At 49.4% G+C, this 15,711-nt stretch carries 17 protein-coding genes; 8 read left to right on the forward strand and 9 right to left on the reverse strand.

The genetic code is table 11. The annotated features are described in order from the left end of the window. Window positions 1-20: 20 nt before the first annotated feature. The gene (locus ACNQKP_RS05400) at window positions 21-458 is read right to left on the reverse strand and encodes a hypothetical protein (protein ID WP_417863329.1); all 438 of its coding nucleotides are present in this window, start codon (window positions 456-458) and stop codon (window positions 21-23) included. A gap of 73 nt (window positions 459-531) precedes the next feature. On the opposite strand from ACNQKP_RS05400, the gene ubiG reads away from it, so the two are divergent. Further along, window positions 532-1,296 (forward strand): bifunctional 2-polyprenyl-6-hydroxyphenol methylase/3-demethylubiquinol 3-O-methyltransferase UbiG, encoded by a 765-nt coding sequence (gene ubiG, locus ACNQKP_RS05405; protein WP_417864092.1) that lies wholly within the window; start codon window positions 532-534, stop codon window positions 1,294-1,296. Window positions 1,297-1,343: 47 nt separating this feature from the next. After that, window positions 1,344-1,853 (forward strand): anthrone oxygenase family protein, encoded by a 510-nt coding sequence (locus ACNQKP_RS05410; protein WP_417863331.1) that lies wholly within the window; start codon window positions 1,344-1,346, stop codon window positions 1,851-1,853. On the opposite strand, the gene ACNQKP_RS05415 is transcribed toward ACNQKP_RS05410, so the two are convergent. Further along, complete coding sequence (locus ACNQKP_RS05415) at window positions 1,804-3,375, reverse strand: DUF4080 domain-containing protein (protein ID WP_417863332.1); 1,572 nt, start codon at window positions 3,373-3,375, stop codon at window positions 1,804-1,806. The genes ACNQKP_RS05410 and ACNQKP_RS05415 overlap by 50 nt on opposite strands. 109 nt (window positions 3,376-3,484) lie before the next feature. Between ACNQKP_RS05415 and ACNQKP_RS05420 the strand changes: the two genes are divergently transcribed. Beyond that, window positions 3,485-4,720 (forward strand): M20/M25/M40 family metallo-hydrolase, encoded by a 1,236-nt coding sequence (locus ACNQKP_RS05420; protein WP_417863334.1) that lies wholly within the window; start codon window positions 3,485-3,487, stop codon window positions 4,718-4,720. Between the two features lie 54 nt (window positions 4,721-4,774). Here the strand turns inward: ACNQKP_RS05420 and ACNQKP_RS05425 are convergent, their stop codons facing one another. Then, the gene (locus ACNQKP_RS05425; RefSeq protein ID WP_417863335.1) at window positions 4,775-5,695 is read right to left on the reverse strand and encodes a LysR family transcriptional regulator; all 921 of its coding nucleotides are present in this window, start codon (window positions 5,693-5,695) and stop codon (window positions 4,775-4,777) included. A gap of 204 nt (window positions 5,696-5,899) precedes the next feature. On the opposite strand from ACNQKP_RS05425, the gene ACNQKP_RS05430 reads away from it, so the two are divergent. Beyond that, window positions 5,900-6,277, forward strand: a complete 378-nt coding sequence (locus tag ACNQKP_RS05430; protein ID WP_041578067.1) for an HPF/RaiA family ribosome-associated protein — start codon at window positions 5,900-5,902, stop codon at window positions 6,275-6,277. Between the two features lie 41 nt (window positions 6,278-6,318). Continuing rightward, window positions 6,319-6,876 (forward strand): BON domain-containing protein, encoded by a 558-nt coding sequence (locus tag ACNQKP_RS05435; protein ID WP_417863336.1) that lies wholly within the window; start codon window positions 6,319-6,321, stop codon window positions 6,874-6,876. Between the two features lie 93 nt (window positions 6,877-6,969). Here the strand turns inward: ACNQKP_RS05435 and ACNQKP_RS05440 are convergent, their stop codons facing one another. Continuing rightward, complete coding sequence (locus tag ACNQKP_RS05440; protein WP_417863338.1) at window positions 6,970-7,845, reverse strand: hypothetical protein; 876 nt, start codon at window positions 7,843-7,845, stop codon at window positions 6,970-6,972. 61 nt (window positions 7,846-7,906) lie between these two features. Beyond that, window positions 7,907-8,482 (reverse strand): hypothetical protein, encoded by a 576-nt coding sequence (locus ACNQKP_RS05445; RefSeq protein ID WP_417863339.1) that lies wholly within the window; start codon window positions 8,480-8,482, stop codon window positions 7,907-7,909. 87 nt (window positions 8,483-8,569) lie between these two features. Here ACNQKP_RS05445 and ACNQKP_RS05450 point away from each other — a divergent pair, with 87 nt between their 5' ends. Beyond that, the gene (locus ACNQKP_RS05450) at window positions 8,570-9,139 is read left to right on the forward strand and encodes a flavodoxin family protein (protein WP_417863340.1); all 570 of its coding nucleotides are present in this window, start codon (window positions 8,570-8,572) and stop codon (window positions 9,137-9,139) included. Between the two features lie 123 nt (window positions 9,140-9,262). Then, window positions 9,263-10,036, forward strand: a complete 774-nt coding sequence (locus ACNQKP_RS05455; RefSeq protein ID WP_417863342.1) for a hypothetical protein — start codon at window positions 9,263-9,265, stop codon at window positions 10,034-10,036. Window positions 10,037-10,196: 160 nt separating this feature from the next. On the opposite strand, the gene ACNQKP_RS05460 is transcribed toward ACNQKP_RS05455, so the two are convergent. The 3 genes from ACNQKP_RS05460 to ACNQKP_RS05470 form a co-directional block, all read right to left on the reverse strand. Next, window positions 10,197-10,817 carry a superoxide dismutase gene (locus ACNQKP_RS05460; protein ID WP_417863344.1) on the reverse strand — a complete coding sequence of 207 codons (621 nt, stop codon included), beginning with the start codon at window positions 10,815-10,817 and terminating at the stop codon, window positions 10,197-10,199. Window positions 10,818-10,882: 65 nt separating this feature from the next. After that, on the reverse strand, window positions 10,883-12,169 hold the full coding sequence (gene speE, locus ACNQKP_RS05465) for a polyamine aminopropyltransferase (RefSeq protein ID WP_417863346.1): 1,287 nt from the start codon (window positions 12,167-12,169) through the stop codon (window positions 10,883-10,885). 124 nt (window positions 12,170-12,293) lie between these two features. Continuing rightward, on the reverse strand, window positions 12,294-13,211 hold the full coding sequence (locus ACNQKP_RS05470) for a class I SAM-dependent methyltransferase (RefSeq protein ID WP_417863347.1): 918 nt from the start codon (window positions 13,209-13,211) through the stop codon (window positions 12,294-12,296). A 46-nt stretch (window positions 13,212-13,257) separates the two neighbouring features. Between ACNQKP_RS05470 and ACNQKP_RS05475 the strand changes: the two genes are divergently transcribed. Next, the gene (locus tag ACNQKP_RS05475; protein ID WP_417863348.1) at window positions 13,258-14,085 is read left to right on the forward strand and encodes a Bd3614 family nucleic acid deaminase; all 828 of its coding nucleotides are present in this window, start codon (window positions 13,258-13,260) and stop codon (window positions 14,083-14,085) included. Here the strand turns inward: ACNQKP_RS05475 and ACNQKP_RS05480 are convergent. After that, window positions 14,075-15,664 (reverse strand): ATP-binding protein, encoded by a 1,590-nt coding sequence (locus ACNQKP_RS05480; protein WP_417863351.1) that lies wholly within the window; start codon window positions 15,662-15,664, stop codon window positions 14,075-14,077. The two genes, ACNQKP_RS05475 and ACNQKP_RS05480, sit on opposite strands and share 11 nt — an antisense overlap. Window positions 15,665-15,711: the final 47 nt, after the last annotated feature.

Genomic DNA, 15,711 nt, shown 5'->3' on the forward strand with positions numbered 1-15,711 from the left:
GCCCTCAAGTTACGAAACCCTTAGTGAACAAGTCGTAATAGAGACATGTTATGGAAGAAGACCAAAAGCAGGTAAGGCACGGTGGTCGTCACCAGAACACCCCAGGGTTTTGGGTTGTGCAGGATGTGCAGGCCAGAAATGACAAAAATAAGGGGGGCAAACGCCACCAGGGTGGCTGGCACGGCAAAGTTCAGCAACAGAACAGCTCCACCGACGATTTCCATCAATTTAACTGTGGGCATGATAAAGCGTGTTTCAATGCACGCGTTCACAAAGGCATCGATCTTGGGATCAGAGGGTGGAATCTTCACCCAGTGGAAGAAGCCGTTCAGGCCCCAGAAAAACATTTGCAGCCCAAAAATCCACCGGCAGACAATCTCGATGTATTCAATCATGCTGTCAGTGTAGCGGAAGGGCCAGGTCAGATCAATGCGGGATTCTTGCATGATTCTTACCACTGGACTTCACCAAACCTCCAATTGCCCTGAACCCCTTGATAGCTTTGGGAAAGACAGGGAGGTCGACGTGGATATGGAATTGGCGAAAGTGGATCGCGAGATTATAAATAATGAAGCTTATGATCATCTCGCGGACCGGTGGTATGAGGCGCAGGATGACCCTATTGCTCTTTTGCGCAATCAGCACAAGGTGGAAATGCCATGGATTCTGGAAGCCATCCGACGCAACATTGGTTACAAAGCCGAAATTCTGGATATGGGTTGTGGCGCGGGTTTTCTGTCGAATGATCTTGCGGCCGCGGGTCACAAGGTGACAGGGATTGATCTGTCGACATCCAGCCTGAAGGTGGCGGAATCCCGCGATCACACCCATTCGGTGCAATATAGTCAGGGTGATGTCTATCAAGTGCCGTTCCCAAATGAAAGTTTCGATGTGGTCGCTGCCATGGATTTGCTGGAGCATGTGTCCGATCCCCAGCGGGTGATCGCAGAAGCTTCGCGGGTGCTGCGTCCGGGGGGGCTTTTCTTCTTCAACACGTTCAATAAAAATCCTTTGGCGTGGCTTGTGGTCATTAAAGGCATGGAGTGGTTCGTAAAGAACACACCCAATGACTATCACGTGTATTCTTTATTCATTGAACCCAAAAAGCTGAAACTGTGGCTGGAGGATTTTGGCCTGGAAACCAATGAAATACGTGGTATTCGTCCGGTGTTCGCCCAAAAAGCTTTATGGCAGCTGATTCGCACGGGTGAAGTGCCAAAAGATTTTAAATTCACATTTTCGCGAGCACCTTTAATTGCGTACACAGGCTTTGCAAAGAAGTCGCGATTTAATTAACAAAAAGCAACTTGTGGAGTGGTAAACAAAGGAATATAGATTTCGGCATGAATGTTTCCACTCTTCTTAGATATTGCGGTTTGCTCTTGGTGGGTATGATGGCGGGCAGCTCTTTCGCCTTCGTTCTGGGCATGGGCCCGGCGATGGAGCAACTGTCCATCACCTCCTATATGGAGTTTCACCGTTCGATGGAAACTCCGTTCAATATCTTCAGTCCCCTGATCTATTTGCTGGCTATCGCAACTTTGGTGGCCAGTCTTTTTCAGATCCGTCATTCGTGGAAATCGATGGAATTTCTTTTGATCACTTTTGCGCTTCTGTGTGTGGTGGATGAACTTTTGATGACCCGCTTTGGGAATCTGCCGTTGAATCACGTGATCAGCCAGTGGGATCTGATCGCTCCGCCACCGGATTGGATGGAGATCCGTTCGCAGTGGCTTAGATTCATGTACATTCGCAGCGCTTTGTTGGTGTCAGGATTTGCGCTGCTGTTGGCGTCAACATTCTTTATGAAACGGTCTCCGGCTTCCCCGCAAGATGTCTTTGCTGTCGCTTAGGTAGATTGATCTTGTTTGAACCGTCTCCGAACATTTTCTGATTCTTTTCTTCGCCCTTTTTCAGGAAGCGAGGGATTTCTTTCTTTCCCGTAGCCAAATAGTCTTCGGCCAGCAGGTCTTTGGCTTGTTCTTCCGGCCATTGCTGGCTTTCGGTCAAATAGACCAAAGCCGATTCAAAAAGATTCAGCTGGGAAATCCCGTGGGACTGGGCATGGCGCTTGGACATAAAGTCGTTGAAGTCATAGAACTGCCAGAAGAAGGACTTGTGTTCCTGCTCCTGCGCTTTTTCTTTCAGACTTTCGACGAACTTTTTGAATGTTCCGCTGTTGGCGTAAAGGTCCCAGTACTTTGCAAAACGATTCATCACCTGCAAGGTGGCAAAGTCCATGGATTTGGTGCGCAGGATCTGGAACGGAGGATGATTGGAATAAACCATCTCCCATTCCTTGTCGTGGCGGGCGATCGGAGCCCCTTTCAGGCGTTTCAAAATACCCACCTGAATTTCGTCCGGTCGAAGTTCCGCCAAAGTATCAAACCCACGCGCAAAGCTGTGGATGTCTTCGCCCGGCAGACCCACGATCAGATCGGCATGAGTGTGCACGCCGGTTTCTGAAGCCAGGAAGCGGAAATTGTCTTTTACTTTTTCCAGGTCATTTCTGCGGCTGACCAAGCGAGCCACATCGGTGTTCCAGGTCTGGATGCCAATTTCAAACTGCAGGGCTCCGGCCGGGAACTTTTTGATTAATTCTCTGATTTCGGTCGGCAACCTGTCCGGCACCATTTCAAAGTGCAGGAACAGTCCCAGGTGCACACGCTCCAGGAAGAATTCCAGAATCTGGGTGCAGGTGGTGGGGCTTAAATTAAAAGTACGGTCGATGAATTTGAACTGACGGGCGCCTCGGTCCATCAGCTTTTGCATGTCGGCCAAAAAAGCCGGGACATCAAAGTTTCGGACGGCTTTATCCAAAGACGACAGGCAGTATTCGCAGCGGTAAGGACAGCCGCGGGAAACCTCGACATACAAAACCCGGTTCTGAATGTCTTCGTCAGAATAAAATTCGTACGGGGTTTTGATGGTTTTAATATCCGGCAGGATGTTTGTGACAAACTTTTGGGCCGGCAGTGTTCCGTCAGTCAGGAAGCTTTTGCAGAAGTCGCGGAACAGGAAGTCCGCCTCACCTTTGATGGTGAAATCTGCGATCTGACAAATGGGATTGGTTTCGGCTTCATGGCTGACTTCAGGGCCTCCAAGAACGACCAGGGTTTCGGGGCTGATTCTTTTTAGCAGGGACACCAGTTCCAAAGACTCCTGGGCATTCCAGATGTACACCCCCAAACCAATAATTTTTGGTTTCTGGCGCAGAAGAATTTCAGCAATATCGCGGGGATCCCTGGCGATCGTGAACTCCATGATTTGAGCGCGGCTTTGCAGCTCTTCAAGATTGGCGTACAGATAACGCAGTCCGAACGAACTATGTTGATAGGTGGAGTTCAGGGTCACAAGCAAAATGTCTGTCGTCATAGGGGGCTATCCTAATGCATGTTGAAAAAATAAGCGAATTGTCTTTGCCAACATGAGGACAATTTAGCTACCATTACTTTGCGGTAATGCTTTTTTCAAAGGATTGAAAATGATGAAAACTGCCACGATGGCTTTTGTGACGTTGGTTGCTATGACGGCAACAGCGCATGTGCCTACGCTAGAGAATTTTGAAACCAAACCTATTCTGGCGGATCTTAAGGACTTGCGTGCCCTGAATATCCCGGTATTGGCAAAAGATGAACGCATCGAAGTCGGTTACGCGATCGTGACCCCGTTGATGCAACAAAGAATTCAAGAGCGTTCCCACCAAGTGGGTAAATGCGGCGGCTTTGAAGATCTGACTTTGGATATGCATATCCAAGGCACAGGCTTTAACAGCATTTTGGAAAGTCTTGCGGCTATTCAGGAAAAGAACGCCCTTTATGAGCGTGCTCCATTTGCAGCTTTGGCTTTGGAGAAAAACGGAATCATCGAATCTGCGATGACCGAGGTCAGCGAAGACAACCTGCGCAGTTATGTGACCTGGCTTTCTTCCTTCCCAAGCCGCAGCAACCGTGATGCGGATCCAAACCGCCACGTGGTGGAAATGAAAACCCGCCTGGAAGCGATGCTGGCGGAATCCACAATCCCTTACGAGATCTCCGAGATCAACCACACGTCGACCAAACAAAGAACCCTGAAAGTTCGTCTGGTCGGCAGCGAGCGTCCAAGCGAGATCGTGGTTCTGGGTGGTCACCTTGATTCCATCAATCAAAGCTGGGGTGGCGGCAAGACCGCGCCGGGCGCTGACGACAACGCTTCGGGTTCCGCGAATCTGATTGAAGCTTTGCGTATCATGATGACCAAAGCTCAGCCAAAACGCACGGTGGAGTTCTTCTGGTACGCGGGTGAAGAGTCCGGCCTTTTGGGTTCAGCTGAAATTGCCAAGCAATACAAAGCTGAGAAAAAAGACGTGGTCGCAGTTCTGCAACTGGATATGACGTTGTTCGCTGGTTCCGGCGAGCTGGTTATCGGCAGCATGACGGATTTCACCAGCTCTTGGTTGCGTGATTATCTGAAAGCGGCGAATGAAACCTACATCCACGCACGCATTGTTGATGACAAGTGCGGATATGGCTGCAGTGACCATGCTTCATGGAATCGTCAGGGTTATCCGGCGTTGATGCCGTTTGAAGCGACCTTCAGCAAAAGCAACAAGAACATCCACACGACACGTGATGTGATTTCTCCAGAATCCAACTTCAAACACTCCGCTGCATATACAAAGATTGCACTGGTGATGGGGATGGACTTGGCTAATAGCACGGCCAGACAACCTTACTAAGTTTGACTTGCGATAAGAATTAAAAAGGGAGCCTGATGGCTCCCTTTTTTTATTCTAAATCTTCTCCAGACGTTTGATGGTCTTTTTCAAATCTTGAATCGTTTCGTCTTCCTTTTCGTCTTTTCTTCCCAGTAGGTACAAGGTGTGTTTCCAGTACCCGGCTTTGGGTCCCAGCAGGGTCAGGATGCCTGATTGTACTTCGTCCATTACGTAGGGCACTGGCAGGAAGCCCACACCGGCGCCGTCAACGATGGCTCGGCCCACGACAGACATGATGTCACTTTCAAAGACGACTTTCTTGCGGGCGCGGATTTCCTGAAAGAACAGATCTGTTTCATGGCGCAGCTTCATCTTGTAGGACGGAATGATCAGTCCCCACGGCACAGCGTTTAGGAAATCCAGGGCCGAGGTGTTTCGTGAAATGCGCATCTTGCGTTCTTTCAGATTTTTAGTGGACACCATCAGGTTCACTGGCATTTCAGCGGCAGCCAGTTCAGTGACGTCATCGGCATAGATGGGCTTGTTGGTCAGCAGCAGATCGATTTCCCGGCTGCGCAGCTGTATAACCAGGGCATCAGAAGGGGCCGAGCTGACGAAGAATATTTTCTCCACACCACGCTTTTGTTCGCGAATCAAAGGTGCCAGCAAGTCGGCGATGAAAGGACGTTCCACCTGATCGCTGACTCCGATACGGATGCGCTGACTTTGTTTTTCAGTCGGGCTTTTCAGTGATTCGGCAAAGTCCGCCGCGACATCAAACATCTTTTTGCAGTAAGCAAACGTGCGTTCACCTTCCGGAGTCAGATGCAGATTTCTGCCGCGTTTTTCAAAGAGCTTCTGATCGATGCTGGATTCAAGCACTTTGATCTGAGAACTCAGTGATGGCTGACTGATATGCAGGTATTTGGCAGCGTTGCTGACTCCACCCAGCCGGGCGGTTACATAAAAATAGTACAGGTGATTGTAGTTAAACATGATACTAGACCTCCTAATAACATGGCTTTTTTGGAGCCCTTTTGGAACTGGTCTTTCGCTGCGACTCTGTAAGTGATGACCTTTACAGCGAATTTCTAAACAGGACCCTCTTAATATATAACTTTAACCTAATTATGTCTTCTAAATTATATATTTAACGAAATTGTTGATATGAACGATAATAGACTCAAGAAGGAGGTAGATATGCAAACAGACATCTACTACAGAGACATCACTAAAACTGAAAATCTCGAATCTTACTTGTTGGAAACAGTCGAAGGGGCTGTTGGAGAATTCTTCAAGTATGACAGTGGTGCTCACCTCACAGTGCGTGTGGAAACCGATCGACATCGATCGCAGACTCGCAAACCCAGTTATGTGTGTGAGGTCATCTTGAAACCATCTCGCTCTAAAACCGTCATCAAAGTGGTCAAACGAGACGAGAACTTCAAGCGATGTGTAGCTAAAACGGTATCTGCTTTGAAGGGCGTTCTAAGTAAACGTTCCTCTCGCAAATCCCAGCACCGTCGTAATGACCCTATGCTGGAATTCCAACCTATGCCACTCGAAGGGGTGGCATAACCCAAAAAGACAAAGACCCGTCAGAGGCAAGGAGCAGCTTTATGAAAACTCATCTTCTGAAAAACCAAAGTGACGGTGAACTGGGTCGCAAGATCCGGGACCGCATTAAATGGGACAAAAGAGTGAGCTTGGCTGATCTGGATATCGTCATTCGTGACGGCGTGATTGTGGTCAGTGGATTCGTCGACACTTCTTATAAGAAAAACGCCGCTTTGGAGGTCATCTCTGAAACGGAAGGTGTTTGGACGATCGAAGATCGCATCGTTGTGCCAGCGGATTATTACCGCTCGGATGAAGAAATCAAGAGTATCCTGGAGGCTCAGGTCGAAGACATGATCAAGATCGGCGGAGAGCATATTGAGGTGTTCGTCAAAGACGCCGTCGTCAGACTGGAAGGGGAGGTATTCCGTCCACGTCTGAAAGCGACAGCGGTTGGCGCTGCCTGGGAGCTTTCCGGAGTTCATGACGTTGTTAACGCCATTGAAATCAAAGAGCCGCCAAGACGGGTTCCCATGACTGTAGGTTTTCAATTTGAAGTACTGTTCCCTTTGAACAAGGGGACAGAGATCCTCGAAGACAAACTAAAGGAGGTCTCTTGATGAAAGTAGACACAACATAATGTGCGGTCCTTTTCCCATCCCTCCATGTGCAGGCGTCTGAATCAGACGCCTGTCATTTTTTAGGAATTTTCTTTAGAACAAGTAGCGCAGCTGGGCTGCTGCCGTGAACATATTGTACTTTTCCAGATTGCGATCGCTTTGATTCATCACCGTGGCAAGTCCTGCGGTCGGGATGAATTCCAGTCTTTCAGCCACGGGCATGCGCGCGCTGAAGTTTGCATAGAACATCTCAAGGTCATCATCGATAGTGCCGGAAACTGTGTCGGAGCTGAAGCTGCGGCTGTAGGTACGGGCATATGTCAGACTGAAGTTTGGATGATTTTCCCCTTCAATTTCACCAAAGAACGAGAACCGCACCTGGCTGCCACCTTTGACTTTGCCCGAGTCAGAGAAAGCCCCGACATCAAGATCCGCATCCCCTTCCATGGCAATGTCATAAGCGGCGATACCACCCAGAGTGAAATCGACAAGCTTTTGCACATAGCCCGCAGCCAAGGTGACCGTGGTCTGACCCGTGCTGGCGCTGAATTTGGCGTCGTTGGAATTAAACTCGTACTTTTCACTGGGGAAAGAAACCCCGGCTTCCAAATAGACAGTCCCGCTTTCGGTATCGAGATTTCCTTTGTAAGTGATGTCGATATTGCCGAAGTCTTGAGTTTCACCGCTGCCGGAAAGGCCGGCTTTGGAAAAGTTGGAATCATTTTTCAGATAGTATGTTTCAATACCCACCGCATGATGAGTGGAGATGCCATAGAAGTAAGAAACAGGAATCACCACCTGATTGGAAGTGGCGGAGCCGCCCAGATCAGCTTCAGCTGAAACGTGGGAATAGGCGATGCCACCTTTGAATTCATTCTGACCCGCTTTGGGTGCCAGAGTTTGCAGGGTTTCGGTGACCGCAAAGGCGGAGCAAGGCAGCAGTGAAAGCAGAAGAATCAGGTGTTTCATGAACGTCCTTTCATTTGCTTTCATTGTGGCTCTCGGCGGACCTCAGTGTACAGACAAATGTTTATGGGCGTTCGCATTCACCGCGTTGCTGGCATTGCATCAGCTGTTCACGCAGGTCCATCATTTCTTCCAGAGAATAACCCAGAGTCATGTCAAAACCGCGTTTCTCGCCACCATCCTGAGAGATGGACACAAACTTTTCCACAGCCTTGAAGTTCTTTTTGCTGAAGCTGCAGCCGGCTTGTTGGGACGTGCAACCCATGATCAGGCCACCGCCATTTGACAAAGCGGCTTTGAATCTTTGGCGTTGATCCATGGCTTTGGATCGGGCGCTGGAAAGATTTGTCCAGCATTTCACTTCGCCCACCAGCACAGCTTTGTTGTCGTTGGAGCGGAAGACCACGACATCCAGCTCGCCGATGACGTGTTTCTTGTTTCCATAATAGATGCCGGTCACCACATAATAGTCCGGGGCTGGATAGTCCTGCTCCAGATTCAGCTTGGCCACTTGTTCGCAAACGGTGCCGACAATTTCATAGCGTGCGCCGGAATCCGCCAAAGCTTCAAAAAGTGGACGGATGTCCTTGGCCTGAGCCGTTGAAACAGACAATAATGTGGAAAGCAGGAATTGAATCATGAAAAGCCCCTCGCGCCACAGAGGTAACACCACCATGGACACGGGGCAAAGAAATCCTGCTTTCGAGTGAAACGGGGAAGTGGAAGCATGAAAAAAGTTTTGATCTTAAATGGCAGTCCGACGGGTGATAAAGGCAACTGTGCCCAGTGGATCAAGGGACTGGTGAAAATATTTGGTAAGCAAGCCGAAGTGGAAGTTGTGCATTTGGCGAAGACGTCTTACGGGCCGGGACTGCGAAAGAAACTCGAATCAGCTTCAGGCTTGTTCTTTGTGACGGGAACTTACTGGGATTCCTGGGGAAGCCCGCTGCAAAAGTTGATGGAGGACATGACTGAACTTGAAGGCTCGGCCGCCTTTATGGGAAAGCCTGCGGCGGTCTTTGTGCTGATGCATTCGGTGGGTGGTAAAGGGGTGCTGTCCCGTCTGCAAGGGGCCCTGTCGACGATGGGCTTTTTGATTCCTCCGATGAGCGGCATGGTCTATTCCCTGGTTTCGGATATCGCCTTGAGAAGCCCGAGCTCTCACGCCAAGGACTTCTGGCAAAAAGAGGACGCCGAGCTGATTGTGGAAAATTTCCTGAAGGCCTGTGATCTGCAGGTGACGTGGACCACGTGGCCCGTCGACAAAAAAGACCCCCGTCGTAAATGGTTGAAATAATCTGATCAGCTTTTGGTCGCCGTGAACTATTTACCCGGTCTGCGGGGGATGGCGGCGCTCAGAGGGAAATGAGGGGCTTTCGGGCCCTTTTGTTTTGGCATTTATCTTGTATCGCGTGCGGGTATGCGCGCGTTGATTTCATTCATCATTTTGGCTTTCAGTATTCAATCCCTGGCAGGGTTTGACGATGTCATTCCTGAAAAACGGGTGGTGTTCAATCCGGTGGTCAGTACTTCTGCGCGCACTTTGCCGCAGTGGCAGTTCGGTTATCAGCGGGCCGGTGGCGCCAATGTCAATTCCCACATGTTGACGAATGCTTTGAGCATGGGTGTATTGCCTCGTCTGGAAATCGGTACGGTTCCCATGTTCTATGCGACGGCATCCGGCAGCCGCAATTACACCGTTAAAGGTAATTTCTATCGCGGTGAGAACTTTGACTGGGCGGCTTCGTTCACCGAAACACGCTTTAGATCCGAAGTGAAAAAAGAGGGCAAGGTTGTCGAAAGACCGGATCTGGTCTTGCGTTCGACCCAACTGGGATTCAACTATCGTCCCGACTGGAATGAAAACGTGACGATGTCGCCGTTTATCACGCAGGTGTGCGGGCACATCGATTCCACCAATGGTTTGATTTTCGTCTATTCACTGAAGTGCGAGGCAGAATACGGTCTGGACATTCAGTATCAGATTAAAGATCGTGAGTGGATCACGTTGGCTTATGGTCATTTGCGTGAAGCGGGTCTTTCGCCTTACGAGCAGATGAATACCGGTGTGGGTCTGGCCTGGTCGCAGCTTCGCCCGAAAGAAATGTTCTCGCGCCCGTCTGTCGGCGTCTACTACACTCCCGACACCCAAGACACCCTGTTCCTGCTTTCCACCACCTTCTTCGAACTCTAAAAGGTACCTGCTTACTTTTTCCGAAGCGTCGCTTCATTTTTGGCCATAAAAAAAAGGAACTGCTGATGAAGGCAGTTCCTTTTCTTGTTTTTGTGGTGCACTGCTTATGCAAAACTGCGGTGGCCCCCCCTGTGGAGGGTGCCGCAGAGGTACCTTTTGGTTATGTCATGGACTTGGTAAGGTCGCGAACTTTTTTGGAAGCGAAGTTTTCGGAAACGAAGTTCCAGTTTACTTGCGCCCAGAAAGTCTCAAGATATTTTGCACGAAGATTTCTGTAATCAACGTAGTAAGCGTGCTCCCAAACGTCAGCAACCAACAATGGAGTTGGACCGTTGTTAGTGAACGGAACCGCTGCGTTGGAAGTGGATACCAGGCTCAATTTGCCCGCAGTATCCATGCACAACCAGATCCAGCCAGAGCCGAAGGTTTTTACACCACCGTCAACGAACTTCGCTTTCAATTCGTCCATAGAACCGAAATCACGAGTGATCGCCGCAGTTAGTTCTGCAGATGGCTGGCCGCCCTGACCCGCCGGGCTCATGCCGAACCAGAAGAAGGTGTGGTTCCACGCCTGAGCGGCGTTATTGAAGACGCCACCAGTGGAAGTCAAAGTGATCTCTTCCAGGGATTTACCTTTCAGGGATGCATCTGTTTCCATGAATTTGTTCAGATTGTCGATGTAAGCTTTGTGATGCTTGTCGTAGTGGTAAGTCATTTGTTCTTCGTTGAACAATGGAGCAATACCGGTTTTTGCGTAGGGAAGATTTGGAAGTTTGAACATTACGCCTCCTGTTTTGTTTAGTTTTCTAAATGAAACTATAATGAAAACAGGAGGCGGTCTATCAATTAAGCGTTATCGCCAAGCATTGTTTTGACGAAAGTAGGAAGACTGAAGGCCGCAGTATGCAGGTCTTCATTGTAGTACTTAAGACCTTTGTCCTGAGAGAACTTGGCCGCTTGGTCTTTGTTGAAGTCCTTCGCCGGATGTTTGGATCCTTTGACGGCAACCTGCAAGCTCCACATGCCAGACGGGTACGTTGTCGCGTGGAATAGCATAGTGTGAACGCTTTGTTTGCCGAAGATCCCTTTCAGGCAGTGGTTCAATTCAACGAATGTGCCTTCATGGAACATTGGAGATTCACCTTGAGTGATCACCAAGCCGCCGTCTTTCAATGCGTTTTTACAGTTGTTGTAGAATTCCGCAGTGAAAAGGCCTTTTGCCGGACCCACCGGGTCGGAACCGTCCACGATGATCACATCGTAAGAGTTCGCAGGAGCATCTTTAACAAACTGGATGCCGTCACCGATAATAAGATTCAATTTCGGGTTGTTGAATTCGCTAGCGATGTTTGGCAGGTGTTCTTTGGAAGCACGAACCACCGCTTCGTCGATTTCAACCATGGTCACGTTGTCCACGTTATATTTGAACAATTCACGGATGGTGCCGCCATCACCGCCGCCGATAACCAATACATTTTTCGCATTGCCGTGGGTCTGCATCACCGGGTGAGTGATCATCTCGTGATAATGGTATTCGTCACGCTCGGTGCACATAACCATGTTATTGATCGCCAGGAATTTACCGTGAGAATAAGAATCCAATACGCGCACGCGCTGGAACTGATTTGTTTCATCAAACAAAACATCGCCCGTGTAACGCAAAGAAAGCGCCTGGTTTTCGTCTTTGTCAGTGAACCATACGTTGCGGTCGATCTGATGACCCTTGGAAAGATCGAAAGATGGCTTTTCGCGCATGATTTTAGGCTGGAAGTCGGATTTTTGGATGACGTGCAAAGAACCACGGTTCATCTCAATGGCCGAATAGTTCGCCTGGAAAGCTTTTTTCAGGTGCTCGAAAGAAACCCACGGATCCACTGAATCACCGCAGGTGAACAGATCCACGGCCGCATAACGGTATTCAGGCCAGGTGTGAATAGCCAAATGGCTTTCCTGAATAACAACCACACCGCTTACACCCCATGGGGAGAAGTGGTGGAAAGTGGAGTTGATGACTGTCGCACCAGCAATCTGCGCCGCTTCGACCATACTTCTTTCGATGATGGAAACGTCATTCAGAACTTCTGCGTTACATCCACTGAACTCAACCAAAATATGACGACCAAGTGCTTTCAATTCCCTGTCCTCCAACGGCCCCTCGAAGTGGCCTTAATAAGTAAAATTTAGGGGGTTCTAGGGCGTTTTTACCTGTGGGGCAAGGTATTTTTGTCCCCAAAATGGAAAAGGGGCCGTTTGGCCCCTAGTTGCTTCTGATCTCGAAACAGTTGTGTATTTTTTTGTCGTGGAAGTCCTGCGGGATGCTCTCGGTGGTGATTTCTTTCACTTTGTATTTGGACAGCACCGCCGGGGAGATTTTAAACTTTCGCTTGTTATTCGAGAAATAGAGTATTCCCTCTGGTCGCAGCATGTTCATGCAGCTTTCCACCAGGAATTCCTGATCCCTTTCAACCTCGAAGCTTTCGTCCATTTTCTTGGAGTTCGAGAATGTCGGCGGATCCAGGAAGATCACGTCGAAAGTGTTCGGCGACTTTGTTGTGCGCAGCCAATCCAGAACGTCGGCGTTGATGAAGTTGTGCTTGGCCGGATCGAGGTTGTTCAGCTGGAAGTTTTCCTGGGCCCAGCGCAGGTAGGTTTGGGACATGTCCACGCTGGTGGTGCTGGCGCCACCCAAGGCGGCAAACACGCTCACAGAGCCGGTATAGCAGAACAAATTCAGGAACTTCTTGTCTTTGACGGATTTAAACACCTTCTGGCGCATCGGGCGGTGATCCAGGAACAGGCCGGTGTCCAGATAGTCGTAAAGGTTCACTTTTAGCAGCGCCTGGGATTCGCGCACGACAAAGGTTTCTTCCTTGGCGTCGAGCTTTTCGTATTGTTTCAGGCCTTCCTGGCGCTCCCGTTTTTTGATCACGATCTTATTGTCGTCGCACTTAAAAAGGGCTTTCAGGGCCTCTTGCACGTGGGGCAGGTGGTTTTTCTCAAGATCACGCAGGTCGCTCTTGTCGTAGATCAGGAAGTGATCCTTGTAGATATCGACGATATACGGGTATTCGGGAATATCCCGGTCATACAGACGGTACGCCTCGATCTGGGCGCGTTCAGCCCAGTTTTTCAGTTTTTTGTAGTTCTTTTCAAGGCGGTTTTTGATCATGTCCATGGGGGCTTTTTAGACAATTTAGCCGGGATATGGTACCAATTCCTCGATGTTGGCAGAAAAAAGGGCAGAACATATAGCATTTTTACTCGCTTCAGACGGCGGAGAGGTTGCCTTTGTCGAAGACAAGGGGATCGTTTATTTTGCCCGATTCCCCGGCGGAGTGGCGGCGCCATCGTCGGCGGTGGTGAAGCTGCTGCAGGGGCTTTTTGACCGCTTTGTTGATCATAGCTTCTTTATATTGCGCCAGCGTATTTACACAACGGCGGTCCTGACTGAAATGTGCCGGGGCATGGTCAAGGTCGTCGCCAAACGCATCACTGAAAATATCAAACCTCACAATCACGGCGGCGAGCCAGGTCTTCAGTTTGTGGAAATCAGCAGCGCTGGGCAGATTTTATTGCCGGTGGCGCATCTGAATCAGGAAAATCAAAAGCCGGTGAGTGAAGTTTCAAAATGGTTGCAGTCCCAGAAGGCTCAAACCCCTGGACAACAGCTGGAGCTGGCGTCGGGATTGGCTGATTTGGTCCCCCGCGGGGACGTGCTGCACGACTACGACCGCGATATTGCCGCATTCCTGCTGAATGATCAGGGGCAGTTGCTCAGTTACGGGGTGAACTCAAATTCCAAAAACAAAACCCTGCATGCTGAAGTGAATCTGGTGCAGCGCCTGTATCGTGAAACCGGAAAGAAAATTCCTGCGGGTGCGGTTCTATATTCGACCCACAAGCCGTGCAAGATGTGCGCAGGCATGATTTATCACTGGTGCGAAGATCCTTCGCAAATGAAGGTGTACTATTCGGTAGAGGAAAAGGGCGGGCTGTCACGGCAGACAGTGTTGGATCAGCACGGTCTGAATCAACACCTTAGAAAGTAGCTTCGGGCGCATCGCTAAAATATGAAGAGATCGCTTTCAGCATGGTGTCCTTGCGCACAGGCTTGGACAGATGCAGATCACAACCTGCAGAGATGCTTTTTCTAACGTCTTCCTGGAAGGCGTTGGCGGTGCAGGCAAAGATTTTAGCGGGAGTGCGGTTCAACTGGCGCTCCATTTCGCGGATGCGCTGGGTGGCTTCATAGCCATCCATGCCCGGCATCTGCACATCCATAAAGATAATGTCGTAGTGCTCTTTGGCGACCATTTTGACGGCTTCTGCCCCGCTATTGGCATAGCTGACGGCGTGGGCGGTTTTCTGCAGATAAATTCCGAATAGATGGCGGTTGTCTTCGACATCGTCGACGACCAGAATACGCAGTCGGCTTTGAGAGATGTTGTGTCTGATGTCGCTGAGCTGGTAGCGGCCCTGCCAAGGATTGTGCATGGTCGTTTTCCTTTCAGTTGTGGAAGGTACAGATATCGTGAAAAAGAACGATGTGCCCTGACCTGGCTGAGATTCAAACCAGATATGACCGTTCATCATTTGCACGATATTTTTAGTAATGGAAAGCCCCAACCCTGTGCCGCCGTATTTGCGGGTGGCGGTGGTGTCTGCCTGTGTGAACGGCTGAAAGATGTCTTTGAACTTCTGTTTCGATATGCCGATGCCCGTATCGGTCACACAGAACAGCAGATTGCCTTTATGAGAACTGCGATTCACTGACACTTGCAGTGAAACCTCACCCTTGTCGGTGAATTTGATCGCGTTATTTACCAGATTCATCAATACCTGGCGCAGACGATCGGCATCACCCACGAAATATTCCTCGACGTCCGGATCAATGGCCAAAGACAGCTTCAGGCTTTTTTCTTTGGCGCGGAAACCCAGCACGGCATTCAGCTCATCCAGCAGGCGTGGCAGGTTGAAGGGAAGAGGGCGCAATTCCATTTCGCCAGCCTCCACTTTGGAAAGATCCAGAATGTCGTTGATGATTGTCATCAGCTGGTGATTGGCGCGCTGAAGGATTTCCACGAATGAAGACTGCTGATCATCAAGGGGAGTTTCCGCCAAAGTGTCGGTGATGCCGATGATGGAATTTAGCGGAGTGCGAATTTCGTGGCTCATATTTGCCAGGAATACAGTTTTGGCGTCGGTGGCCGCTTTGGCTTTGATGGCTGCACCCAGTAGCTCTTTGTTTTTCTTTTCAAGATTGTCGGAAAGACTTTTCTTTTCAGTGATATCGACGGCCATTTTTACGATCTTGGATACTTCTCCCTGCAGATTTCTTACTGGAGTGTAAGATCCCTGAATCCAAACTTCGCGATTTTTTTTGGTAAGTCGCTTGAACTCTCCTGCCTGGGCTTGTCCTTCAGCAAGTTGGTTCCACATTTCTTGATATTCCAGCTCATGTTGGTGAAACTCCGGCAGGAATATTGAGTGATGACGTCCTTCGATCTCTTCGAGTTCGTACTCCATGAGATTCAGGAAGTTCGGGTTGGCCCAGAGAATATATCCCTGGTTGTCGAACTCGATCACTGCATTTGAATTTAGTAGAGCCTCATAAACAGAATGAGTCATGACATAAGTGTATCTACAGTCATGTTTATTAATAAAATTACAAAATC

Origin of the sequence: Bdellovibrio bacteriovorus (assembly GCF_048286975.1) — a bacterium.
In the GTDB taxonomy this organism is placed as follows: domain Bacteria; phylum Bdellovibrionota; class Bdellovibrionia; order Bdellovibrionales; family Bdellovibrionaceae; genus Bdellovibrio; species Bdellovibrio bacteriovorus_H.